The sequence below is a fragment of the Mycobacterium paraintracellulare genome (genome assembly GCF_000276825.1).
In the GTDB taxonomy this organism is placed as follows: Bacteria; Actinomycetota; Actinomycetes; order Mycobacteriales; family Mycobacteriaceae; genus Mycobacterium; species Mycobacterium intracellulare.
Window position 1 is genome coordinate 5,277,479 of sequence record NC_016948.1, and the last position, 22,368, is coordinate 5,299,846.

Sequence of the window (22,368 nt, forward strand, 5' to 3'; positions counted from 1 at the left end):
GCGCGGCTTAGCCGGGCGAAGCGGGTCGCCGCCAATTTCTAGGTCGCGGCCAGCTGCTCGGCGCGCTGCTTGAGGCTCTCGGCGAGGTGGTCGAGGACGTTGTTGAGGAGCTGCTTGACCATCGGCGCCGGGACCGGCATCGACGTTTCGACGTCCAGGTCCACGGTCAGCAGGCTTGAAGCGCCCATGGCCACCACGGAGAAGAGCTGCTCCTGCTTGGTGAACAGGTCGCCCTGCTGCAGGACGGTCTGGATCTGGTTTTCCCCCGGGTAGTACACGGCCTGGATGAACATGCTCTGCATGCCCTGGTAATCGGTGTCGAGCCGCACCTGGCTGGGCCGCCCGTCGTCATAGCGGGCGAGCACCCAGAGACCCTTGATCTCCTCGTTCCACTGCGGGTAGGCCTCGAAATCGCCGACGATCTTCATGATCAACCCGGCGTCGGCGCCGATCTCGACGGTCTTGCTCAACACTGGCATGCGCGCAGCATAACGGGGTGCGCGAAAACCCCAGCGCAGGGCGGTATCTGGGCCCGGAGCTAGGCCGATTCGCCGACGCTGGCCGTCGACAGCAGGGTCCGGACCGGGTCGGGAATCGGGACGGACTTGCGCGTAACCCGGTCGACGTAGACGTGCACCCAATGTCCCAGCGCGGTGATCGGCCGCGGGTCGCCGTCACCGGACTCGAACACGCCCAGCCGGTAGGTGACGCTGCTGCGGCCCAGCCGGGTCACGGCCAGGCCCACCGTGAGGTCTTGGGGGAAATGCAGTTCGGAGAAGTAGCGGCAGCCCGACTCGGCGACGATGCCCAGCGCCGCCGTGGTGATCGGGTCCAGCCCGGTGGCGGTGTTGATCCAGGCGGTGATCGCGGTGTCGAACAACTGGTAGTAGACAGCGTTGTTGAGGTGGCCGAACATGTCGTTGTCGGCCCATCGCGTCCCGACCGGCCACAGCACCGGGAAGTCGTTGCTGGTCAACCCGTCCGGGGCGGGGGGAACTACTGGAGCCGACGCCATGGTTGTATTCCAGCATGTCCGGAATTCGGGGCGCGGTACTGGAGCACATCGGGGCGCCCCGGCCCTACGCGCGGTCGCGGCCCATCAGCATCGCCGACGTCGACCTCGCGCCGCCGGGTCGCGACGAGGTGCTGGTCCGCATCGAGGCGGCCGGCCTCTGCCACTCCGACCTGTCGGTGGTCGACGGCAACCGGGTGCGCCCGGTGCCGATGCTGCTCGGCCACGAGGCCGCCGGGATCGTCGAGCGGGTCGGTGACGGTGTCGGCGATGTGGCCGTCGGCCAGCGGGTGGTGCTGGTGTTCCTGCCGCGCTGCGGCCATTGCGCGGCGTGCGCGACCGAAGGCCTGACGCCGTGCGAGCCGGGCAGCGCCGCCAACGGCGCCGGCACCCTGCTGGGCGGCGACATCCGGCTCAGCCGGGCCGGCCAACCGGTGTATCACCACCTCGGGGTCTCGGGTTTCGCGACGCACGCGGTCGTCAATCGGGCCAGCGCGGTCGCGGTGCCGCCCGACGTGCCCGCCGATGTCGCCGCGCTGTTGGGGTGCGCGGTGCTCACCGGCGGCGGCGCGGTGCTCAACGTGGGGCAGCCGCGGCCGGGCCAGACGGTCGCCGTGGTCGGGCTGGGCGGCGTCGGGATGGCGGCGCTGCTCACCGCCCTCACCTATGACGACGTGCGCGTCGTCGCCGTCGACCAGTTGCCCGACAAGTTGGCCGCCGCCCGCGCCCTGGGCGCCCACGAGGCCTACACGCCGCAGCAGGCCGACGACGCGCGGGTGAAGGCGGCCGTGGTCGTCGAGGCCGTCGGCCACCCCGCCGCGCTCGAGACCGCGATCGCCTTGACCGCGCCGGGCGGGCGCACCATCACCGTCGGCTTGCCCCCGCCGGACGCCCGGATCACGGTGTCGCCGTTGGGTTTTGTGGCCGAGGGCCGGTCGCTGATCGGCAGCTACCTCGGTTCGGCGGTGCCCAGCCGGGACATCCCGCGGTTCGTCGAGCTGTGGCGTTCCGGCCGGCTGCCGGTGCAATCGCTGGTGTCGTCGACGATCGCGCTCGACGAGATCAACGAGGCGATGGACCACCTGGCCGACGGCACCGCCGTGCGCCAGCTGATCCGATTCGACGCCTAGTCGCCGTGCAGCGCGCCGGCCAGCGCCTCGCCTTGCAGCGCGAACAGGCGTTGCGAGCCCGGCCATTCCGGCAGCAGTGAGTCGAATCCATGGCAGGCGCGCGCAAACACGTGCAGCTCCGCCGAGATCCCGGCGTGCAGCAGCCGCAGCGCATAGTCGATGGCCTCGTCGCGGAAGGGATCGATCTCCGCGCAGGTGATCAAAGCCGGTGCCAGCCCGGCGAATTCGGGTCGCCGTGCGGGCACCGCGGCCTCCGGCGCGGCCTTTGGGTCGAGGTAGTGGCGCCACATCAGCTCGGCGCCCTCGCCGTCGAAGGCGGGACTGGTGCGGAACTCCGACTTCGATCCGGTGGGCCGGTCGTCGAGCACCGGCTGGTGCAGCAGCTGGAACACCACCGGCGGCAATGATCCGTCGGCGGCGCGCTGCGCCAGGCATGCGGCCAGGGCGGCGCCGGCGCTGCTGCCCGCGACGGCCACCCGCGCCGGGTCCACGCCGAGCGACGCCGCGTCGTCGATCACCCAGCGCAGCACGGCGCTCGCGTCGTCGAGCCCGGCCGGATAGGGGTGCTCCGGAGCCAGCCGGTAGTCCACCGACACCACCGTGCAGCGCCCGCGGCGGGCGAGCTCCACGCACTGGCGGTGATCGGTGTCCAGGTTTCCCAGCGCGAAACCACCGGCGTGGCAATACACGACGGTGGGCGCCGGGGCCGGGCCGCCGCGGTAGATGCGCACCCCGACGCCGGCGGCGTTGTCCTCGTCGATCCGGACGTCACCGGCGTCGGTCTGCTCGGCGGTGATGCGGCGGCGTTCGTTGAACGGTCCACGCGTCAGCTGGATCGCGGCGGCCGAGAAGTCCGTGCGCGTGGTCGCCAGTGCGCGCAGCGCCGGGTCGAGGCGGTCGGCGCCGTCGAGCTCCGTCATCGGGTGCCCCGCTCGGGCACCGCGACCGGGGGCGCGGCGGAGGTGGCGGGCGGTTCGAAACGGAAGTCGGCGGGCCTGAACCTGCGCGTCATCCCCCAGAAGGTTCGGGCGCTGCGCGGCCACTGGGTGACCACGCGCCCGTTGGGGGCGCGGAAGTAGTTGCTGCACTGGGTGGTCCAGACGGTGCCCACCATCCAGCGGTCGACCTTGGCGACGAACTCGGCCAGCGCCGAGGCACGCACCGCGACGTAGCGTTTGCGGCGGCGGCGCAGGTGCCGCACCGCTCGCACGATGTAGCGCGCCTGGGCTTCGAGGATGAAGATGACGCTGTTGGAGCCGACGTTGGTGTTCGGCCCGTACAGCATGAAGAAATTGGGGAAATCCGGCACGGCCATGCCGAGGTAGGCGTGCGCGCCGTCGCGCCAGACCTGCCGCAGCGTGATTCCGTGTTCGCCGGAAACGTCCAGCTCCCCGAGATAGTCGGCGGCGGCGTAGCCGGTGGCGCACACCACCAGGTCGACCTCGCGTTCGGTGCCGTCTTCGGTGACCAGGGACCGGGCGCGCAGGGAGCGCGCCGGGCTGGTCAGCACCTCGACGTTGGGGCGGGTCAGCGCGGGCAGGTAGTCCGACGAGAACACCAGCCGCTTGCAGCCCATCGGGTGGTCCGGTGTGAGCTTGCGGCGCAATTCCTCATCGTCGACCGTGTTTTCGAGCAGCCGCAGGGCAAGGGCGGTGAATTGCTCGGTCTTTTCGCTGCCGTGCTCGATCACCGCGATGTTGGATTCGCTGCGCAGCCACAGCCGGGTGCGGTAGATCTTCTTGGCAAACGGGAGGTGCGCGAAGGCCCAGCGCTCCCCCCGAGTGTAGCGCCGGTCGGGCTTGGGCAGTATCCAGGTGGGCGATCGTTGCACCGAATACACCGTGCCGGCCACCTTGGCCAATTCGGGGATCAGCTGGGAGGCCGTCGATCCGGTGCCGAGCACCGCAATCTTCTTGCCTTCCAGCGGGATCGAGTGGTCCCAGCGTGACGAGTGCATCACCGTTCCGGTGAAGGGCTCTTCCTCGACGAGGTCGGGCAGCAGCGGCCGGGTGAACAGGCCCACGGCCGAGACGACGACGTTGAAGTGGTGCCGTTCGCCGGTCGCGGTGGTCAGGCACCATCGCTGGGTGTCCGAATCCCATCGTGCGGAACGGATTTCGGTGCGCAGTTTCAGGTGCGGCCCCAGGCCGTGCTTGTCGGCGCTGCGCTGGAAGTAGTCCAGGATTTCGGGTTGGCCCGACCACAGCCGTGACCAGTGGGCGTTCAGGTCGAATGAGAACGAGTAGAGGTGCGACTTGACGTCGCACGCCAGTCCCGGATAGGTGTTGATCCGCCAGGTGCCCCCGACACCATCCTCGCGGTCGAAAATGGTGAAGTTGCCAAAACCGGCGCGGGACAGCATGATTCCCAGCGCCAGGCCGCCCGGGCCCGCGCCGATGATGCCGACCGACAGGTCGGTCATCGGATCTGCAGGCATTGACCACCGTCGATGATGAGTTCGGAGCCGGTGATGAACGACGCCTCACCGGAGACCAGGAACGCCACGGCGTCGGCGACTTCGTCGGCCCGGCCTATCCGCCCGAACATCGATGCCGCGGCGAGCCGGGCCTGGGTGGTCTCGTCGAGCATCGTGGTGGCGATCGGCCCGGGGAACACCGCGTTGACCCGGATGCCGGAGGGCGCGAGTTCGGCGGCCGCGGTCTGGGTCAGGCCGCGCAGCGCCCACTTCGACGAGCCGTAGGCGCCATGCTGGGGGAACGGGCGGATCGCGCCGGTGCTGCAGATGTTGACGATGGAGGCGTCGGGCGCCGCGCGCAGGTGTTCGAGCGTGGCGCGCATGCCGAGGAACGCGCCCAGACAGTTGACCCGCCACGAGTTTTCGAATCCTTCGGCGGTCTCCTCGGTCAACGACGCGCGGTGCAGCACGCCGGCGCAGTTGACCAGCGTGCTCAGCGACCCGAAGCGCTCGACCACCGCCGCCACCGCGGAGTCCCACTGCCGCTCCGCGGTGACGTCGAGCTCCACCGCGATCAGTTCCTCGTCGCCCGATTCGCGCACCGCGGCGGCGAGATCGTCGGCCCGCCGATCGCAGGCCGCCACCGAAAACCCCTTGGCGCGTAGCCGTTCGGCGATGGCCCGGCCCTGCCCGCCGGCCGCGCCGGTCACCAGTGCGACACGTGGATTCATGCCGGCGTCACCTCCGGGCTCTCGGCCAATCCGCCGCTGGTGATGAAGCGGCACCGGCGCCGCGCGAAACGCCACTGGCCGTCCACGCGGGTCAGCTCGTCGTCGTAGAGGGCGGGCCGCAACTGCAGGTCGCCGGCCCGGACGAACAGCACCTGCGATCGGGCGCTCGCGCGGTCCCCGTCGACTGTGATCCGCGAGACGCCGGTCAGATGCAGGCCGCGCGCCGCGGCGCGAAACATGTCGGCGATCCCGTCATGGCCCGCGAAAGTCCGGCCGTACGCCAGGAATTCGCCGTCGGGGGCGAACAGCCGGACGCAACCGTCGACATCACCGGCGTCGAGAGCGAGCGCGTAGCCGGCGATCAAATCGCGGATCGCTGCCTCGTCGTCCGGCGGGTAGGCGGTCATTGCGTCGCCTCACGCAGGTGTTCGGCGGCCCCGCGCCGCAGCGCCTGGGACTCGGCGGCCAGGGTGATCATGCCGAAGCCCAGCCGCGCCATGGCCTGGCCCGTCATGCCGTCCCCGGCGTGAATGCCGGTGACCAGCCCCGCATCCGAGGCCGCCCGGTGGATGCGCGTAATCGCGTCGAGCACCTCGGGATGCCGGGTCGCACCGAGGACGCCGGCGCCCATCGAGATGGCGAGATCGGCCGGGCCGACGTAGATCCCGGTCAGGCCGTCGACCCCGCAGATCTCGCGGATGTCCGCCAGCGCCGCCGCGGTCTCGATCATCGCGAACACGCCGATCCGGGATTCGTGGGCGGCGGGGTCGTGCCCCAGGCTGGCGCGCAGCGGTCCGAAGCTGCGCACGCCCGCCGGCGGGTAGCGGGTGGCGGCCACGGCGGCGGCGGCCTCGCCGGCCGATTCGATCATCGCGATGACGACGGCGTCGGCCCCGGCGTCGGCCACCCGCCCGATCGGTGCGGCGTCGGCGTTGGGCAGGCGCACGACGGTGCCCAGCGGCAGGTGTTCGGTGCGGCGCAGCATGCGGGCGATGCCGGCGTCGTCGAGATAGCCGTGCTGGGCGTCGAATCCGACGTAGTCGTAACCGGCGCGGGCGAATTCCTCGGGTCCCAGCCAGGTGGGGCCGGTGACCCAGCCGCCGAAGATGGCGGGCTTGCTGCTGAGCGCCAGCTGCAGATTGCCCGGCGAAGCGTCGGTCACGGTCGGCCCCTCACCCGGCGATCGCGATCTTGATGCGCTCGGCCACCGGTCGGCAGGCCAGCTCGAACGCGTCCTGCACCTGCTCGACGCCGAACGTGTGGGTGAGGTACGCGCCGAGCAGCCAGGGATGCTCGGCGGCGAACTTGCTCGCGAGCTCCAGCATCCGCCGACGGTCAAGCGTCACACCGGATTTCAGCGTCAGGTTGTTGCGCAGCATGGCCCGCATGCTGATGGGATACATCTCGTCGTCGGCGACACCGAAGTAGAAGACGGTGCCGCCGGGGGCGGTGGCGTCGATGGCGTGGGTGAGGGTGGCCACCTGGTGACCGACCGCCTCGATGACGACGTCGGCGCGGTCCCCCGGTTCCAGCTGACTCGCCCAGCGGTCGCTGGTGGCGCGCACCGGTTCGTCGACGCCGAATGCCCTTGCCACATCGCGGCGGTCGATCGGATCGACCCCGGTGACGCGGCGCGCACCGGCCGCCTTGGCGACGTAGGAGAACAGCAGGCCGATCGATCCCTGGCCGATGATCGCGACGCGCCGCCCGGCCAGATCGCCGAGCTGCTCGCAGGCGTAGAGCACACAGGCCAGCGGTTGCAGGCCGATAGCCTGCGCCGGCGTCAGCGCCGGGTCGTAGGGCGCCAAACCGTCACCGTCGGTGACGATGCGTTCCATCATGCCGTCGAACCCGGAGGCCCAGCCGACGACGAGGTCCCCGGGGCGGTGCGCGGGGTGGCGGCTGGCGATCACCTCGCCGGCGACCTCGTGGATGGGGAAGCCGTCCTTCTCGGGTCCGCTGCGGCCGTCGTCGCCGGGGATTCGGCCCTTGGCGCCGCGAAACGCGGGCAGATCGCTGCCGCAGACGCCGGCCGCCAGGAACCGCAGCAGCACCTGCCCGTCGGTCAGGGACTCAGGGGCGGTGTCGGCGATCGTCGTCCGCTCGAACAGATACGGGGCGATGAGCCGGTAGGACCACACCTCAGACCTCCACCGGGATGTTGTTCCAGCCCCATTGGAAGCTGGACGGCAACCGGGTGGCGGCGTGGGTCTGGATCGCGTAGTCGGGCACCCGACGCAGCCATTCGGCAAGCAGCACATCGATTTCCAGCCTGGCCAGGTGGTAGCCGATGCAGAAGTGCTGGCCGCGGCCGAACGCCAGCGAGCGGCGGATGGGCCGGTCCCAGATGAACTCGTCGGGCTCGGGGTATTCCCGCTCGTCGCGGCTGGCCGAGGCGAGCAGGGTGATGACGCGCTGGCCGGGATTGATGGTCTGACCGTGAATGTCGAAGGGCTTGCGCGCCGTTCGCGCGAACCACTGCGCGGGCGCGCAGTATCGGATCATCTCCTCGCGGGCGACGGGCACGTTGCCTTCGGGATCGGCGCGCACGGCGGCCAGCTGGTCGGGCCGCCGGCTGAGCTCCCACAGCCCGTGGGCGACGATCTTGGGGACCGTCTCGGTTCCGCCGATGAAGATGCACAGCATCTGGGTGGCGACTTCCATGTCGTCCAGGGCGCTGCCGTCGGGCAGGTGGTAGCCGAGCAGGCCGTCGACCACGTCCAGCGGCGGCCCGGACCGGTCGGCGCGGCGGCGCGCGACCGCGGGCAGCAGGAACTCGAAATAGTTCGGGCGCGCCTGCCCGGTGTCCACGCCGACACCCGGCTGGGCGAGGCTGCCGGCGTTGACCGCGGCGAGGACCTGCGGCGCGAGATCGGTGGGAATGCCGAGGAGTTCGCAGACGATCGCGGCAACCACGACGCCACCGTAGTCCTGGGTCAGGTCGAACGAGCCGCGCGGCAACAGCAGGTCGAGGCGTTCGTTGGCCAGCTCGCGGATCCTGCCCTCGAGGTCGGTGACCGAACGCGGCCGAAACGGCCGGGAGTGTGTGCGCCGGATCTCGCCGTACAGGTCGGCGTCGAACATGGCGTGGAACGGAAGCGGGTGCAGCGGCGGGTCGTCGACCGGTCCGGAGTTGTGTTGGGCCAGAACCGATGCCGCCGGCAGCGTGCCCTCCGAGGCGACGAACGTGCCGTTGTTGACTTCCAGCACCTTCCAGATGTCCTCGAAACGCGACAGCGCGAAGGTGTCCCATTGCGGCATGTAATACACCGGGTGCTGGTCGCGCAGGATTCGGTAGTACGGCAAGGGGTTTGCCATCACCGCAGCGTCGAAAGGGTCGTAGCTGAAGTCGGTGTGGTCCATGGGTCCTTGGCGCTCGGTCACTGCAGGGGTGAGGGCGGGAGAGCCTGCAGGATGGAATCTTCCCACCCGTCCCGCAACGCGGGGGCCACGCTCATCCAGGTGACGATCTCGGCGGGTGGGCTCTCCTTCCACGACGGGTAGTGCTCGGCGAAGCAGTCCCATCCCCCGTCCAGCGCCCAGTAGTGGATGACCTCGTTGAAGCGGAAGGTCGTCGTGAACGAACCGAGCCAGCGTTTTCCGGTGCGTTCCGACCACGGCACGTAGAGCCGCTCGAGCTCCCGGATGTAGTCGTCCTGCCGGCCGGGCTTGGTCTGCATGATCTCCTGGATCACCAGCGGCGCAGTGAAATTGGCCTCGCGCAGCTGGGCGAGCGTCCTGTTGCTGGGGCCGGCGTACATGATGCGGCCCTCGCCCGAGGCGCCGAGGTCGGCCAGGAACGCCGACCATTTGCCGGCGGCGGCCTCGTGACTGCCGCCGCGGGCCTGGGCGGCGCCGATCCTGGCGTAATCGGCGAACCCGTCGATCTCCCAGATCACCGTCACCTGTGGCCAGTGGCCGTTGTACAGGGTGGATTCCCAGATCGCGAACAGCCGGGCGCCGAGTTGTTCCATCATCGGCTGGTAGGTGTCGGCGAAGGCCTCGGTGAACCGGTCGCTGCGCCCGGATCCCAGCGAGATCGTCTCGTGCAGGTAGAGCAACGCGTGTTTGTAGTACTTCTTCATGGCCTAGTCGAGCCGGATCAGCTCGGAGTCGGCCCCCGAACCCACGTCGCACAGCAGCGTCTCCGTCGGGGCGACCGTGGCGTCCGAAATACCCTCTGCTGCAAGCGCATAGCCCTTGAACATGCGCGCCGCCCCGCTGAGCAGGTGCTGGGCGCGGGTCGTGGCACGCTGCACTCCCAGCGGCCACCCGTCGCCCCACAACGCGACCTCCGTCAGCCGGTTATCCAGCGACTCGAGCACCGCGTCGCGCACCCGCGCGTCGGCGGTGAACGCGTCGGCGCTGACGGCCAGGCTGGTCGAGCCCGCACCCAGCGCGCCCAGGGACGGCTCGAGGTCGGACGCCCGCACCCCCAGGATCCGCAGCGCGCGGGTGTCGCGGCCCTGCGGGAGCAGCACCGTCACCTCCCAGCCGGCCATCGCCCGGTCGTAGAGCCACCCCCCGGCCGATTGCACGACGTCGACGGCGCTGGCGGCGACGACGTCCAGGCGATAGCGCAGGCCGTCGGCGTTGGCCTGGGTTGCTCGGGCGGCGTCGGTCTTGCTGATGTCGAACGTTGGAGCGACCATCGATCCATTCCTCACCACGGCCCCAACGACTCCGTTGGCGGGCCTCACGCGCTTGTCACGGCTTTCTCAAGGGCTGGAGCCGCTGCACGCGTCGGGTGAAGCGACTCACCGCACAGCGTGACACTTCCGGCGAAATTTGTAAAGGTCCGGTCGGGTCCTCACGACCCGCGGCGCGCCTCGAGGTCGGCCAGGACCTCCTCGGTGTGCTGCCCGAGTTCCGGTGCCGCAGAACGCGGTGCCCAGGGGGTGCCGTGAAAATCCGCCGGCGTGGCCACCATCGGCACGGCCGCGTCCCCGTCGGGCACGTCGACGATGCCGCCCGCGGCGTGGAACTGCTCGTCGGCCACGACGTCCTCGAGCGTGTTGACCGGCGACCAGAAGAAATCCGGTTCGCCGGCAAAGATCTGCGCCCATTCGTCGAGCGGGCGCGTCGCGAAGATCTCGTCCAACGCGACGATCAGCGCCGCCGAGTTGGCCGCGCGGGAGCGGGCGTCGGCGAACCGCGGGTCGTCGCGCCATTCGGGTCGCCCCACGGCGCGGCACAGGGCCGGCCAGTGCCGCTCGGGCTCCAGGCCGACGACCCAGAACCGCCGCCCGTCTTGGGCGGCGTAGTTGTTCATGCACGGGTTGCCCATCGACTCGCGTTGCCCGATCGCGATCGGCTGCCCGCTCATCAGGTAGGTGTTCAGGTCGAAGCTCACGGTGTAGGCGCCCTGCCGGTACAGCGAGGTGGTCACCAGTTGGCCCGCCCCGGTGCGTTCGCGCGCGAGCAGCGCCGCGCACACGGCCGCGGCCATCGTCATCCCCGCGGAGTGGTCGCCCATGCCACCACGCTGGAACGGGGGCGTCTCGCCGGGCCGGGTGAGCAGGTGGGCCACCCCGGCCCGGGACCAGAACGCGGCCACGTCGAAGGCGGCGCGATCGGCGTCCGGCCCGTTTTCGCCGTACCCGGTGATGAGCCCGTAGACCAGGCGGGGGTTGGTCGCCGACACCGACTCGAAGTCCAGCCCCAGACGCTGCAGCGCGCCGGGTCGCACGTTGGTCAGGAAAACGTCTGCGCCGGCGAGCAATTCGAACGCGGTGGCGCGGCCCGCGTCGGTGCCGAGATCGAGGACCACGCTGCGCTTGGAGCGGTTGTCCATTTCGAAGGGCGGGTTGAGGCCCATGTCGCAGCCCAGCATGCGGCCGAACATGCGCGCCGGGTCACCCGTCGGCGGCTCGATCTTGATCACGTCGGCGCCCCAGTCCGCCAGGATGCCGCCGGCGGCCGGTCCGGCCACCCACACCCCGAGTTCGACGACCTTGACGCCTTCCACCGGTCCCGCCATGCGTAAGTTCCTACTCCCTGCGCCGGCCGCCCGATGCCACCGGGTCATCCGGTTCGCCGTTCTGATCTGCCCGCCGATGAATCTGGGCGGCCCCGTGGATCGGAATACATGCGGGCGTCGCGCAACGACTGACCGCGGCAAGCCACCTCACCTATGCGGCCTGCCCAATCCGACACCAATCAATGAAGGAGGCCGTCATCGTGGCCACAATCTCAGGCAGGACGGTGCTGATCACCGGGGGAAATCGTGGCATCGGCGCCGCGCTGGTCGCGGAGGCCTTACGCCGGGGCGCCCGACGGGTGTACGTCGGCACCCGGAAGGCCTTGGCCGGCAACGGCGATTCCCGCGTGACCCCGCTGGCCCTGGACATCACCGACCCCGCGCAGATTCGGCGGGCCGCGGCCAGGGTCGACTCGCTCGATGTCCTGGTCAACAACGCCGGCCTGGCGGTGTACGACGATCTCAGCGACGCCTCCGCACTGCGGACGCACCTTGCGGTGAATCTGCTCGGCACGTACGACGTGATTCAGGCCTTCCTGCCGATGCTGACGCGATCCGGGGGATCGATCGTCAACAACCTGTCGGTGAACGCCCTGGCGCCGTTGCCGCTGATCCCGGCGTATTCGATCTCCAAGGCCGCGGCGTTCTCCCTCACGCAATCGCTGCGTGTCATCCTGGCCGGGCGGGGCGTGCGGGTTCATGCGGTGCTGACCGGTCCCGTCGACACCGACATGACCCGAGGCCTCGACATCCCCAAGGCCTCACCGCAATCCGTGGCGCAAGGCATCTTCGACGGGCTGGAGAACGGCGACGACGAGATCTTTCCCGACCCGATGTCGCGTTCGTTGGCGCAGCGCTGGCAGGTGGGCGTCGCCAAGCTGCTCGAGCAGCAGTACGCGGCCCTGCTCGCACCCGGAGATCGCGTCACATCCTGACTCTCAATCACGAATCCGAATGCCGCCACGCTTACTCGGCCGCGCTCAAGTCGGGCTCCCGCCCTAACCGGGTCTGTCGGATCGAGGCCGGTGTGCACCACAATGGCCTACGCGGGAGCTAGATGAGTGGTTGCAACCGGGAGGAACGCATGACTCTGGTGGCCGGGCGGGGACCGCTCAGCAGCGATCCGGCGGGGCGCTTCTCGCCCGCGATACCCGACGGGCCAGAAGGGATTGTGTACGTCGAGCCGCATCCCCGGCGCGTGCAGGCGGTCAAGGACGGGCGGCTGGTGATCGACACCGAGCGGGCGCTGATGGTGCACCGGCGGGGCCGACCGCTGAGCTACGTCTTCGCGCCCGACGACGTCGGCGACCTGCCGACTGAGCCCGAGCCGGAGGCCCCCGGTTTCGTTCACGTTCCCTGGGACGCGGTGGACACGTGGTTCGAGGAGGGGCGCAAACTCGTGCACTACCCGCCCAATCCCTATCACCGCGTCGACTGCCGTCCGACGCAGCGCCGCCTGCGCGTCCGCGTCGGCGGCACCACGCTGGTCGACACCGACGACACGACGATCCTCTTCGAGACGGCGCTCGAGCCGAGGTTGTATGTCGACCCGGCGCACGTGCGCACCGATCTGCTGGTGCGCTCCGAGACGTCGAGTTACTGCAACTACAAGGGCTTTGCGACGTATTGGTCGCTGGTCTCGGGTGAGCGTGTCGTCGAGGACGTCGCCTGGTGTTATCCCGATCCGCCGCCGGAAAGCCTGCCGATCAAGGGATTTCTCAGCTTCGACGACACCCGCGCCGACGTGCTCGCCGAGCTGCCCGGTGGCCCGCACGATCCCGCGAGAGTGTAACTGGCAACGCATCTCCCGGGTGCCGCCGTCGGTGGTGACACTCTCGCGGCAAAAGTCAGCGGCCGTAGCTGGGACGCCCGAGCCCCAGCTCGTGCTGGGCGATCATGTTGCGGAACACCTCCATGGTGCCGCCGTAGATTCCGGCGGGCACGCCGTGGCGGAAGATGAATTCGATGGCACCGTCGTCCGCGGAACCCGTTGTGGCGGTGGGCAATGCCGAGGCCGTCCCCAGCAGGTCCATCAATTCCTGGGAGACCTCCCGCATGGTCTGGATGAGGCCCACGCGCCCGTACATCCCGGGAGTCGACATGGCCGCCTCGATCCGGGCCATGGCGCGCCCGAGGCGGTATTTCGTCGCCTCGTCGTCGATCGGGCGGCGCCCGTCGGCGTCGGGCGTGGCCAGGATGGCCGCGACTCCGTCGGCCGCCTCGGCCATCAGCTGGCCGTGCTCGGAGAGCATCGAAATGTTCTGCAGGCCATGGTCTTGGACCTCGGTGATGCCGTGTTCGGCGTCGAGGGCGAACCGCATCACCGTCCAGCCGCCGTTGACCTCGCCGATCCGGTAGAGGTCATCGACCCGCACGTCGCTGTAGTACACGATGTTGGTGCGGTCACCATCCAGCGTGCGGATGCCCTGGATCTCGATGCCCTCCGAATCCAGCGGCACCAGAAACATGGTCAGGTTCTTGTGCTTGGGTCCCTGCGGATCGGTGTTGGTGAGCAGGAAGACGTACTTGGCGTTCTGCGCGTTCGAGGTGAACATCTTGGACCCGTTGATGACCCACGCATCACCGTCGCGCACGGCGCGCGTCTTGCAGGTGGCGACGTCGGAGCCGCCCTCGGGTTCGGTGTAGCCCAGGCAGAGCCGGATCTCGCCGGACAGCACGCCCGGCAGCACCGCGTCGACGAGTTCGGCCGCCCCGAACTGCTGCACCAACCGCGCGACGACCGCCGTGGTGCCCCAGTGGAACCACGGGGCGTGGGCGCGACCGATCTCGAGGTGAAAGATCCGGCGGCGCACCGGATTGAAGCCGCCCTCGGACTCCAGCTTCCAGTCCGATTCCAGATAGCCGGCTTCGCCCAACGCCAAATGCACCGGTTCACTGAAGTTTTCACCGGTCTCCCGGTCACGCCGCCGCACCTCATCGGTGACATGCTCGGCGATGAACTCCCGGAACTGATCGTAGAAATCCTGGTCCTCGGGTGAGAGCGCGACGCGGGAGAAGTCCATTCAGGCCGCGTCGATCACGAGGGTGCGGAAACGGTCGAGGGTTTCGAGCGCGTGCGTCATGCTGTCGCCGGGCAGGTGGACACTGACCCACGTGACGCCCAGCTTCGCCAGCCTGTCCAGGCCGTCGAGGTACGCGTCGGCGTTGAACGCGTCATCGGCGGGGCTGCCGCCCTCGAAGTTGGTGAAGGTGATGTCGATCGCCGACCAATCCCGGCCCGCCGCATCGCATCTGCGTCGCAGGTCCTCGATGCCCTCGGCGAGCTTTGGCACCGAGTCGATGGTGGCCGTGCCCGCGGTCTGCGCCAACTGGGGCGGGGCGGGAAACGGGCACCAGCCGTCGCCGTACTGCGCCACCCGCTGGCGCGACGCGGTGGTGTTGCCGCCGATCCAGATCGGCGGGTGCGGGCTGCTCAGCGGCCGGGGATGCGCGGTGATGCCGCGCGCGCTGAAGTGCTTGCCCTCAAAGGAGATGTCGTCTTCGGTCCAGACGGCCCGGATCACCTGCAGCGCTTCCTCGAACAGCTCGGCGCGCTCGTCGTAGCTGACGCCCAGCGCCGCGAACTCGCGCTTGAGGTAGCCCACGCCCACCGCGAGGGTGAAGCGGCCGCCGGACAGCAGATCCAGGGTGGCGCCGGACTTGGCCACCACGAACGGGTTTCGGTACGGCAGCACGACGATGTTGGGAATCAGCCGCAGGGTGGAGGTGGTGGCGGCGGCGAAACCCAGTGCGACGAAGGGGTCTAACGCGTCATGCCCGCCCGCGTCCAGCCACCGCTGCGACGGCGCGGGGTGATCGGTGAAGCCGAAACCGTGGATCCCGGCCGCTTCGGTGGCCGCGGCCACCTTGCCGATGCCGTCCCCACTGACCAATTCCGGGTTGTAGGGATGGCTGTGCATCGGGTGGGTGATGGTGAAGCGCATCTGACTTTCCAGCCGTCAGAAGCGCGCGCGGGAATCGATCGCGGTGTCGCTGGTCCGCAGCGGGCGGATCAGCGCCTCCTGGGAGAACGACGCCAGCAGCTCCCCCTCCTCGGCGTGCACGGTGCCGCGCACGTACGACATGCCCGCGCCCACCTGGGTGCTCTCATGGGTGTAGAGGAGCCAGCCGCTCCAGCGCGCCGGCTCGTGGAAGGCGACCGAGATGCTCATCGGCGCGGTGGACACGGTCAGGTGCGCCTGGGCGGTGCCGATGCCCTCGTGCGCGCGCATGGTGGTGGAGATCCCCAGGTGACCGGTGAAGTACGCCAGCAGCGCCTTGGCCAGGTCGTCGCGGGTCGGGATGGGGTCGTAGTGCAGCCACGCGTAGAGCTCCGGCGGGCCGACCTCGTCGGGGCTGTTGACGTCGACGACGTCCACCAGGCGCAGCTCGCGGCCGACCATCGGCATCGCTGAGGGGTTGGCGTCGGCCGGCGCGGCCACCTCGGGGCGCGGCAGGTGGTGACGGATGACGTCGGCGGTGGGGACGTCGGCCAGCACCGTGATGCTCAGGCACCGGCGGCCGTTCTGGTGCACGGCCACGACGGCGGTGGCGGTGGACCGGCCCTCGGCCACGACGTCGAGGATCAGCTCGATCGGCGGGCCGACGGTCACGGCTCGGGAGAACACGGCGTGCGCCGAGCGCACCGACTTGTCCGGGAATCGTTTGGCCACCGCGACAATCGCCTGGGCGAGCACCTGGGTGCCCTCCACCACCTGACGTTCGTCGCCGCCGGCGATGCCGGTCTCGCCGGTGAACCGGTCCTGCCCGTCGGCCTGCACGTCAAACAGATCCAGCAGGCCTTGCACCGTCCACTCGGTCTGCTGAGACTCCTCGGAAGCTTTCGTCAAATCCGCTCCACCTCTCGCGCTAGCAGCTCAGGGCTCAGCGTGACACTTTGAGTAGGATTTGTAAAGCTTGGCTAACAAGACCGCGGCCCGGCGGACCAGCCCGCCGACGAAAAGCGCAGGGAGGCAACGCCATTGGGCATCGTGACCACCACTTCGGAGACCGCGTTCACGCAGTCCGCCGAGACCGTCTACGACTTCGTCACCAACCCGTTGAACTGGACCAAGACCTACCCCGGCAGCGCGCACATCGGCGGGTTGCCCGACCTACCCCTCAAGGTGGGTGACACCTGGGAGGAAGCAGGGCCCGACGGCGACCGGATCTTCCGCTGGCAGCTGGCCGCCGCCGTGCGGCCGACGCTGTTCGTGTTCACCTCGATCGGCCGCCTGGGCCATGGCCGCGACGGGAACGGCGGCATGGAGGGCAGGATCACCGTGTCGTACCACTTCACCCGGCCGGGCCAGGACGTCACGCTGTTCTCCCGGACCATGACGATCGAGGCGTACAAGCACGCGCCCCTGCCCGATCAGCTCTTCATCCAGGCCAACCCGGCGAAGATCGACGCCTACCACGAGGCCGTCGCACGAGAACTCGCCCGGTCGGCAGATTGACACCGGTACCCGCGGTGCGTGACACTTTTTCGGTGTTTTGTAAAGCGGAAGGTTGGCCAAAGGCATGAGCGGATGATCCCCGAGCCGCTGGCCAACGGGTTCTGCTTCGGCGAGGGGCCGCGCTGGTTCGAGGGCCTGCTGTGGTTCTCCGACATGCTAGGCGAGGCGGTCCACACCTCGACCATGGGGGGCTCGCTGACCACGCTGCCGTTGCCCGGGCACTCGCCGTCGGGCTTGGGTTTCCGTCCCGACGGCTCGCTGCTGATCGCGTCGACCGAGGACCGGCGGGTGCTGCGCTACGACGGCGAAAGCGTCGCCACCATCGCCGATCTCGCCGACGTGGCGCCGGCCAACCTCGGTGACATGGTCATCGACGACGTGGGCCGCGCCTACATCGGATGCCAGGCGCTGCGCGGCGGCGTCATCGTCCGCCTCGACCCCGACGACAGCGCGACCGTCGTAGCCGAGGATCTCGACTTCCCCAACGGGATGGTGATCACCCCGGACCGCAAGACGCTGATCGTCGCCGAGTCGACCGGGCGGCGGCTGACCGCGTTTTCGATCGGCGGCGACGGTGGGCTGACCGACCGCCGGATCTTCGCCGACGGCCTGGACGGGCCGCCCGACGGCATCGCGCTCGACGCCGAGGGCGGGGTGTGGACGTCGATGACCCTGGCCCACCAGTTCGAGCGGATCGTGGCGGGCGGGGACGTGACCGACCGGATCGACATGGGCGACCGGGTCGCCATCGCCTGCGCCCTCGGCGGCCCGCAGCGCCGCACCCTGTTTCTGTTGTCGAGCACGGACGCCTATCCTCAGCGCCTGGCCGGCACCCGGCTTTCCCGGCTGGACGCCGTCACGGTGACCACTCCCGGCGCCGGCCTGCCCTGACCCCCGAAGAGGTTGACGATGACCGACGCCTACTACGAGCTGATCGACCCGGCCGACGCGCCGGGCGAGAAGTTCCGGGCGACCGACCTGGCGCGCGGCACCTGGTCGGCGGCGATCCAGCACGGTGGTCCGGTGTCGGGGCTGCTGGTCCGGGCGCTGGAGCGCTGCGAACAGCGCGATGACACCCGCCTGTCCCGGGTCGTGATCGACCTGCTGGGCGGGGTGCCGGCCGAGGGCGACCTGTGGGTCCGCTCGCAGGTGCAACGGCCCGGCAAGCAGATCGAACTCGTCAGCGCCGAGATGCTGGCGCCGGGTCCCGACGGCGCTCCCCGGCCGGTGGCGCGCGCCACCGGTTGGCGGTTGCAGCACCAGGACACCGAGGAGCTCGCGCACGCCGCGGCTCCCCTGCCCCGGCCGAGGGCCGAGGCCTACGACCGCAACCTCAAGGCCAAGGACTGGGACCGCAACTACGTGCACAGCCTCGAGTGGCTGTGGCTGACCGAGCCGCTGAGCGAAGGCCCGGGCGAATCGTGGATCAACCCGACCGTCGATCTGGTCAACGGCGAGCCCATGACCCAGCTGGAACGGCTGTTCGCGGTCGCCGACTGCGCCAACGGCATCGGCAGCAAGCTGGACATCACCAAATGGACCTTCCTCAACACCGATCTGGCCGTGCACGTGTTTCGTGTCCCCGATGGTGATTGGATCGGGATCAGGGCGGAAACCAGTTACGGGCCGGACGGGATCGGGACGACGATCGGCACATTGTTCGACGAACAGGGCGCGGTCGGCGCCATCCAGCAGTCGGTGCTGGTGCGCCGGCGCCCGCCTCGGGCCTAACGTGGAGGCGAAAACATGAGCCACCCGATCCGGGCGACGACGATCGCCGACACTGACACCTCGACCCGTCAGCGCATTCTGGCGGCCACCGCCGAGGTGCTCGGCCGCAACGGCAAGACCAAGCTGAGCCTGTCCGACGTGGCCACCCAGGCGGGCGTCTCCCGCCCGACGCTGTACCGCTGGTTCGCTTCCAAAGAGGAGTTGCTGTCGGCGTTTTCGGCCTACGAGCGACAGATCTTCGAAAGCGGCCTCGTGAAGGCCACCGCGGGTCTCAAGGGCGTGGACAAGCTCGACGCCGTGCTGCGGTTCATCGTCGATTACCAGCATTCGTACTCCGGCGTGCGCATGGTCGACGTCGAGCCCGAGCACACCATCGCCCAGTTCTCGTGGGTGATCCCGCAGATGCGCGAGGGCTTGCAGCGGCACCTGCCCGGGCCCAACTCCGCGGTGAAGGCGGCGACGGTGATCCGGATCGCGATCTCGCACTACATCGTGCGCAGCGACGACGCCGACCAGTTCCTGGCGCAGCTGCGCCACGCGGTCGGGATCAAGGGCTCGTCCTAGCCCCGCGAAACTGTAACTGGCAGCGCGTTTCCCGAGTAGCAGCGTCGGTAACGAGGGGCTCGCGAAGGCGCGCTACTCGAACAGCACCGCGGCGTTGAGATAGCCGGTCGGGTCCAGCGCCGCCTTGAGCGTGCGCATCGCGGCGATGTCCGCGGGCTCGCGTGACATCGCGAGGTAGGGCCGCTTGCGGCTGCCGACGCCGTGCTCGGAGCTGACGTTGCCGCCACAGCGGGCGATGAGGTCCATCATCGGCTCGTAGAGGTGCCGCTCTTGCTCGCCCGGGCAACGCAATACGTTCAGGTGCAGGTTGCCCTCGCCGATATGCCCGAACAGCACCGGCACCGCCCCGGGGGCGTGCGTGCTGACCAATTCGACGGCGTGCCTTTCGAATTCGCTGATCGCCGACAACGGCAGCGACACGTCGAACTTCAGCGGCGGGCCGTACACGCCGAGCACCTCGGCGAGTGATTCGCGCACCTGCCACAACCGTTGCTGCGCGGCAAGATCCACGCCCACCGCCGGTTCACCGCACATCGGCACGTTCTCGAGCAGCCCGGCGAGGCGCTCGGTCTGGTCGTGATCGGCGGCCAGCTCCACCAGCAGCAGCCAGTCCCCGGTGACCGGGGCCCCCACGCCGCGATGCTCGCGGGTCAGCGCGGCGGCCCGGCCGTCGATCAATTCCAGGGCCGCGATGCCGTCCACGTCGCGGAAGATCCGGCCGGCGGAAACCAGCGCGTCGAGGTCGGCGAATCCGCAGATGGCCGTCACCCGGTGCGGGGGGATGGCGTGCAGCCGCAGATCCAGCCCGGTGATGACGCCCAGCGTGCCCTCGGCGCCCACGAACAGCGCCGGAAGGTCATAGCCGGTGTTGTCCCGGCGCACCCGGCTATGGCGGCGCAGCAGCGAGCCGTCGGGCAGCGCGACCTGGACGCCGATCACCTGCTCACCCATGTTGCCGTACCGGACGGTGCGCAGGCCGCCGGCGTTGGTCGACGCCATGCCGCCGACGGTCGCCGTGTCGCGGGCGGACAGGTCCACGCCGAACACGAGATTGGCCGCGGCCGCGGCCCGTTGCACCGCGGCCAGGGTGGCTCCGGCGCCGACCTCGATGCGGCTCTCGACGGTGTCGACGTCCCCGATGGCGTGCAGCCGCTCGGTGGACAGCAACACGTCGTCGTGTGCGGGGACGGTGCCGGCCACCAGTGAGGTCCGGCCGCCCTGCACCGTCACGTGCGCGCCCGCGTCGCGGCACACCCGCAGCACCTCGGCGACCTGCTCGGGCGAGCCGGGCCGCACCAGCGCGCTCGCCCGCCCGCGGTAGCGGCCGGTGTGGTCGACGCTGCGCGCCGCCAGCACGTCGGGGTCGGTGACGACGTGATTCGATCCGACCAGGCCGGCCAGCCTACGCAGCATGATTGCGGTTATAGCACCGCACTAGAACAAGTCCTTGTGGTTCACGTCGGTGATCAGGCCGCCGTCCATGACGAACTCGCTGCCGGTGGCATACGACGATTCGTCGCTGGCCAAAAACAGCACGAACGTTGCGACCTCCCGCACTTGCCCGGGCCGGCCCAGCGGGACGGTCACCATGTCCTCGGGCAGGTGCTTGGTCATCGGGGTGCGAATGAAGCCGGGGTGTATGGAGTTGACCCGGATGTTGTGCTTTGCCAGCTCCAGGGCGGCCGACTTGGCCAGGCCCCGCACTCCCCACTTGGATGCGACATACGGGTGCACCATGGGCGCACCGCGCAGGCCCTCGATCGACGACACGTTGATGATCGAGCCACCGCCGGCCGCGATCATCGGGTCGACGGCCACCCGCATGCCCAGGAATGTTCCGGTCAGATTGACGTCAATGACCTTCTGCCACTTGGCCAGATCGAAGCTCCTGAGCGGGCCGAGCGCGACGGTGCCGGCGTTGTTGACCAAAACGTCGAGCTTGCCGAATTCGCCGACCGCGGTCGCGACCGCGGCTTCCCACTGGTCGGGCTGGGTGACGTCGAGGTGTACATAGCGCGCGGATTCCCCGATCTCGTCCGCCAGCGCCTTGCCCTGGTCGTCGAGGATGTCGCCGATGACAACCTTGGCGCCCTCCTCGACGAGCAGGCGCGCGTCTTCGGCGCCCATCCCACCGGCGGCGCCACTGATCAGTGCAACTTTTCCGTCAACGCGACCCACCTGGGTCTCCTTTCGATTAACTGGTCACCAAAGTGCTTGGTGCGTAAAGGCCTTTTCCGGTGACCAGCGGCAGGTCGAGCGTGGTCCGGATGCCGGGGGGCGCCGCGATCACCGCCGGGATGGCGTTGACGACGCGGCCCGCGGCGCCCGCGATCGCGGCGTGATTGTGGTCGCCCTTGCGGCTGCTGGGAATGATGTCGACCGCGTAGGAGGGCTCGCCGGTGATCTCGACGCGGTACGAGCCGTCGCCCGCGGCGGGCTGGGGCAGGTCCGGGCGCAGGTCGGGCCGCAGCCGGGTGACGTGCTCGATGACGATGGCGGGGTGGCCCTTGACCATGCCGCGGATCTCGAACTGCAGCACGGCCACGGTCCCCTTGGCGACGTGGCCGACCGCGATGTCGAAGTCCTCGGGCGCGGGCTCGCGCTGGTAGGACTCGGTGATCTCGTCGACCTCGATGCCCAGGCCGGCCGCCAGCTGACGGATCGCGGTGCCCCAGGCGATGCTGAGGATGCCCGGCTGCAGCAGCATCGGGATCTCGTCCATGGGCTTGGCGAATCCCATGTAGTCCATGACCTCGGTGCCGTTGTAGGACGCGTAGTCGTGAATCTCCATGCAGCGCACCTGCTCGATGCGCTGACACGTCCCGGCGAGCGCGAACGGGATCAGGTCGTTGGCGAACCCGGGGTCGACGCCGCTGATGAAGATGCTTGAATTGCCTTGCTTGGCAGCGTCTTCCACGCGGGCGATGTATTTGTCGGGCATCACGCCCCACGGGTACTGCAGCAGCCCCGGCGAGGATCCGACGACGTTGATGCCGGCGGCCAGGATGCGCATGACGTCGGCCATCGCCTCGGGCAGCCGGGTGTCGCCCATCGCGCAGTAGACGACGCACTCGGGCTTGGCGGCGATGATGGCGTCCAGGTCGTCGACGGCCGCGACGCCCGTCACCACGCCGGCGTCCAGGCCGACGCCGCACAGCTCGCCCGCGTCCTTACCCACCTTTTCCGGGGTGGAGACGCACACCCCGGTCAGCTCGAACTGCGGGTTGGTGATCAGTTCGGCGAGGGCCAGCCCACCGACGTTGCCGGTACCGACGTGCGCGACGCGGATCGCCATGACAGTCTCCGTCCGTTGAGCGCTCAAAACGTTTCTAGACACTAGTCCAT

General features: G+C 69.5%; 25 protein-coding genes. 7 read left to right on the plus strand and 18 right to left on the minus strand.

All coding sequences use genetic code 11. The annotated features are described in order from the left end of the window. Window positions 1-38 precede the first annotated feature (38 nt). Both OCQ_RS24525 and OCQ_RS24530 read right to left on the minus strand, forming a co-directional pair. Window positions 39-479: an SRPBCC family protein gene (locus tag OCQ_RS24525; RefSeq protein WP_041785297.1), complete on the minus strand. Its 441-nt coding sequence runs from the start codon at window positions 477-479 to the stop codon at window positions 39-41. Window positions 480-538: 59 nt separating this feature from the next. Continuing rightward, window positions 539-1,015 (minus strand): acyl-CoA thioesterase, encoded by a 477-nt coding sequence (locus tag OCQ_RS24530; RefSeq protein WP_139826554.1) that lies wholly within the window; start codon window positions 1,013-1,015, stop codon window positions 539-541. Window positions 1,016-1,029: 14 nt separating this feature from the next. Between OCQ_RS24530 and OCQ_RS24535 the strand changes: the two genes are divergently transcribed. Next, a complete protein-coding gene (locus OCQ_RS24535; protein WP_014943124.1) occupies window positions 1,030-2,142 on the plus strand; it encodes an alcohol dehydrogenase catalytic domain-containing protein in 1,113 nt (370 codons plus the stop codon). Here OCQ_RS24535 and OCQ_RS24540 read toward each other — a convergent pair. The 10 genes from OCQ_RS24540 to OCQ_RS24585 form a co-directional block, all read right to left on the minus strand. After that, window positions 2,139-3,062, minus strand: coding sequence for an alpha/beta hydrolase (locus OCQ_RS24540; protein WP_014386037.1), 924 nt, complete (start codon window positions 3,060-3,062; stop codon window positions 2,139-2,141). The genes OCQ_RS24535 and OCQ_RS24540 overlap by 4 nt on opposite strands. After that, window positions 3,059-4,579 (minus strand): flavin-containing monooxygenase, encoded by a 1,521-nt coding sequence (locus tag OCQ_RS24545; RefSeq protein ID WP_139826555.1) that lies wholly within the window; start codon window positions 4,577-4,579, stop codon window positions 3,059-3,061. The genes OCQ_RS24540 and OCQ_RS24545 overlap by 4 nt, the downstream gene beginning before the upstream one ends. Then, entirely contained in the window at window positions 4,561-5,289 is a 729-nt protein-coding gene (locus tag OCQ_RS24550; protein WP_014386039.1) for an SDR family NAD(P)-dependent oxidoreductase, read from the minus strand. The genes OCQ_RS24545 and OCQ_RS24550 overlap by 19 nt, the downstream gene beginning before the upstream one ends. Further along, window positions 5,286-5,696 carry a nuclear transport factor 2 family protein gene (locus tag OCQ_RS24555; protein ID WP_014386040.1) on the minus strand — a complete coding sequence of 137 codons (411 nt, stop codon included), beginning with the start codon at window positions 5,694-5,696 and terminating at the stop codon, window positions 5,286-5,288. The genes OCQ_RS24550 and OCQ_RS24555 overlap by 4 nt, the downstream gene beginning before the upstream one ends. Then, on the minus strand, window positions 5,693-6,451 hold the full coding sequence (locus tag OCQ_RS24560) for an HpcH/HpaI aldolase family protein (RefSeq protein ID WP_014386041.1): 759 nt from the start codon (window positions 6,449-6,451) through the stop codon (window positions 5,693-5,695). Before OCQ_RS24560 ends, OCQ_RS24555 begins: the two co-directional genes overlap by 4 nt. Before the next feature lie 10 nt (window positions 6,452-6,461). Then, complete coding sequence (locus OCQ_RS24565) at window positions 6,462-7,430, minus strand: zinc-binding dehydrogenase (RefSeq protein WP_014381466.1); 969 nt, start codon at window positions 7,428-7,430, stop codon at window positions 6,462-6,464. A 1-nt stretch (window position 7,431) separates the two neighbouring features. Then, a complete protein-coding gene (locus OCQ_RS24570; RefSeq protein ID WP_014386042.1) occupies window positions 7,432-8,652 on the minus strand; it encodes a cytochrome P450 in 1,221 nt (406 codons plus the stop codon). 17 nt (window positions 8,653-8,669) lie between these two features. Next, window positions 8,670-9,374 carry an NIPSNAP family protein gene (locus OCQ_RS24575; RefSeq protein ID WP_014386043.1) on the minus strand — a complete coding sequence of 235 codons (705 nt, stop codon included), beginning with the start codon at window positions 9,372-9,374 and terminating at the stop codon, window positions 8,670-8,672. Window positions 9,375-9,377: 3 nt separating this feature from the next. Continuing rightward, on the minus strand, window positions 9,378-9,941 hold the full coding sequence (locus tag OCQ_RS24580; RefSeq protein ID WP_009955720.1) for a hypothetical protein: 564 nt from the start codon (window positions 9,939-9,941) through the stop codon (window positions 9,378-9,380). Between the two features lie 158 nt (window positions 9,942-10,099). Beyond that, window positions 10,100-11,269, minus strand: coding sequence for a CaiB/BaiF CoA transferase family protein (locus tag OCQ_RS24585; RefSeq protein ID WP_014386044.1), 1,170 nt, complete (start codon window positions 11,267-11,269; stop codon window positions 10,100-10,102). A gap of 182 nt (window positions 11,270-11,451) precedes the next feature. On the opposite strand from OCQ_RS24585, the gene OCQ_RS24590 reads away from it, so the two are divergent. Beyond that, complete coding sequence (locus OCQ_RS24590; protein ID WP_014386045.1) at window positions 11,452-12,204, plus strand: SDR family NAD(P)-dependent oxidoreductase; 753 nt, start codon at window positions 11,452-11,454, stop codon at window positions 12,202-12,204. Between the two features lie 149 nt (window positions 12,205-12,353). After that, window positions 12,354-13,061, plus strand: coding sequence for a DUF427 domain-containing protein (locus OCQ_RS24595; RefSeq protein WP_041785299.1), 708 nt, complete (start codon window positions 12,354-12,356; stop codon window positions 13,059-13,061). Between the two features lie 55 nt (window positions 13,062-13,116). Here the strand turns inward: OCQ_RS24595 and OCQ_RS24600 are convergent, their stop codons facing one another. The 3 genes from OCQ_RS24600 to OCQ_RS24610 are packed head-to-tail and all read right to left on the minus strand — an operon-like array spanning window position 13,117 to window position 16,119. Beyond that, entirely contained in the window at window positions 13,117-14,292 is a 1,176-nt protein-coding gene (locus OCQ_RS24600) for an acyl-CoA dehydrogenase family protein (RefSeq protein WP_014386047.1), read from the minus strand. Then, the gene (locus tag OCQ_RS24605; RefSeq protein WP_014386048.1) at window positions 14,293-15,213 is read right to left on the minus strand and encodes an LLM class F420-dependent oxidoreductase; all 921 of its coding nucleotides are present in this window, start codon (window positions 15,211-15,213) and stop codon (window positions 14,293-14,295) included. A 15-nt stretch (window positions 15,214-15,228) separates the two neighbouring features. Further along, window positions 15,229-16,119 (minus strand): acyl-CoA thioesterase, encoded by an 891-nt coding sequence (locus tag OCQ_RS24610; protein ID WP_014386049.1) that lies wholly within the window; start codon window positions 16,117-16,119, stop codon window positions 15,229-15,231. 132 nt (window positions 16,120-16,251) lie between these two features. Here OCQ_RS24610 and OCQ_RS24615 point away from each other — a divergent pair, with 132 nt between their 5' ends. The 4 genes from OCQ_RS24615 (at window position 16,252) to OCQ_RS24630 (ending at window position 19,023) form a co-directional block, all read left to right on the plus strand. Beyond that, window positions 16,252-16,728: an SRPBCC family protein gene (locus tag OCQ_RS24615; protein WP_014386050.1), complete on the plus strand. Its 477-nt coding sequence runs from the start codon at window positions 16,252-16,254 to the stop codon at window positions 16,726-16,728. 72 nt (window positions 16,729-16,800) lie between these two features. Beyond that, a complete protein-coding gene (locus OCQ_RS24620; RefSeq protein ID WP_014386051.1) occupies window positions 16,801-17,619 on the plus strand; it encodes an SMP-30/gluconolactonase/LRE family protein in 819 nt (272 codons plus the stop codon). An 18-nt stretch (window positions 17,620-17,637) separates the two neighbouring features. After that, a complete protein-coding gene (locus tag OCQ_RS24625) occupies window positions 17,638-18,459 on the plus strand; it encodes a thioesterase family protein (RefSeq protein WP_014386052.1) in 822 nt (273 codons plus the stop codon). Window positions 18,460-18,474: 15 nt separating this feature from the next. Beyond that, window positions 18,475-19,023, plus strand: a complete 549-nt coding sequence (locus OCQ_RS24630) for a TetR/AcrR family transcriptional regulator (RefSeq protein WP_009955708.1) — start codon at window positions 18,475-18,477, stop codon at window positions 19,021-19,023. A gap of 72 nt (window positions 19,024-19,095) precedes the next feature. Here the strand turns inward: OCQ_RS24630 and OCQ_RS24635 are convergent, their stop codons facing one another. From OCQ_RS24635 to OCQ_RS24645, 3 genes are read right to left on the minus strand one after another with little or no spacing between them, the layout of a single operon-like run. Next, window positions 19,096-20,436: an FAD-binding oxidoreductase gene (locus OCQ_RS24635; RefSeq protein ID WP_014386053.1), complete on the minus strand. Its 1,341-nt coding sequence runs from the start codon at window positions 20,434-20,436 to the stop codon at window positions 19,096-19,098. Between the two features lie 21 nt (window positions 20,437-20,457). Then, window positions 20,458-21,201 (minus strand): glucose 1-dehydrogenase, encoded by a 744-nt coding sequence (locus tag OCQ_RS24640; RefSeq protein ID WP_009956630.1) that lies wholly within the window; start codon window positions 21,199-21,201, stop codon window positions 20,458-20,460. A 16-nt stretch (window positions 21,202-21,217) separates the two neighbouring features. Next, window positions 21,218-22,318, minus strand: coding sequence for an NAD(P)H-dependent amine dehydrogenase family protein (locus OCQ_RS24645; protein ID WP_014386054.1), 1,101 nt, complete (start codon window positions 22,316-22,318; stop codon window positions 21,218-21,220). Between the last annotated feature and the right edge of the window lie 50 nt (window positions 22,319-22,368).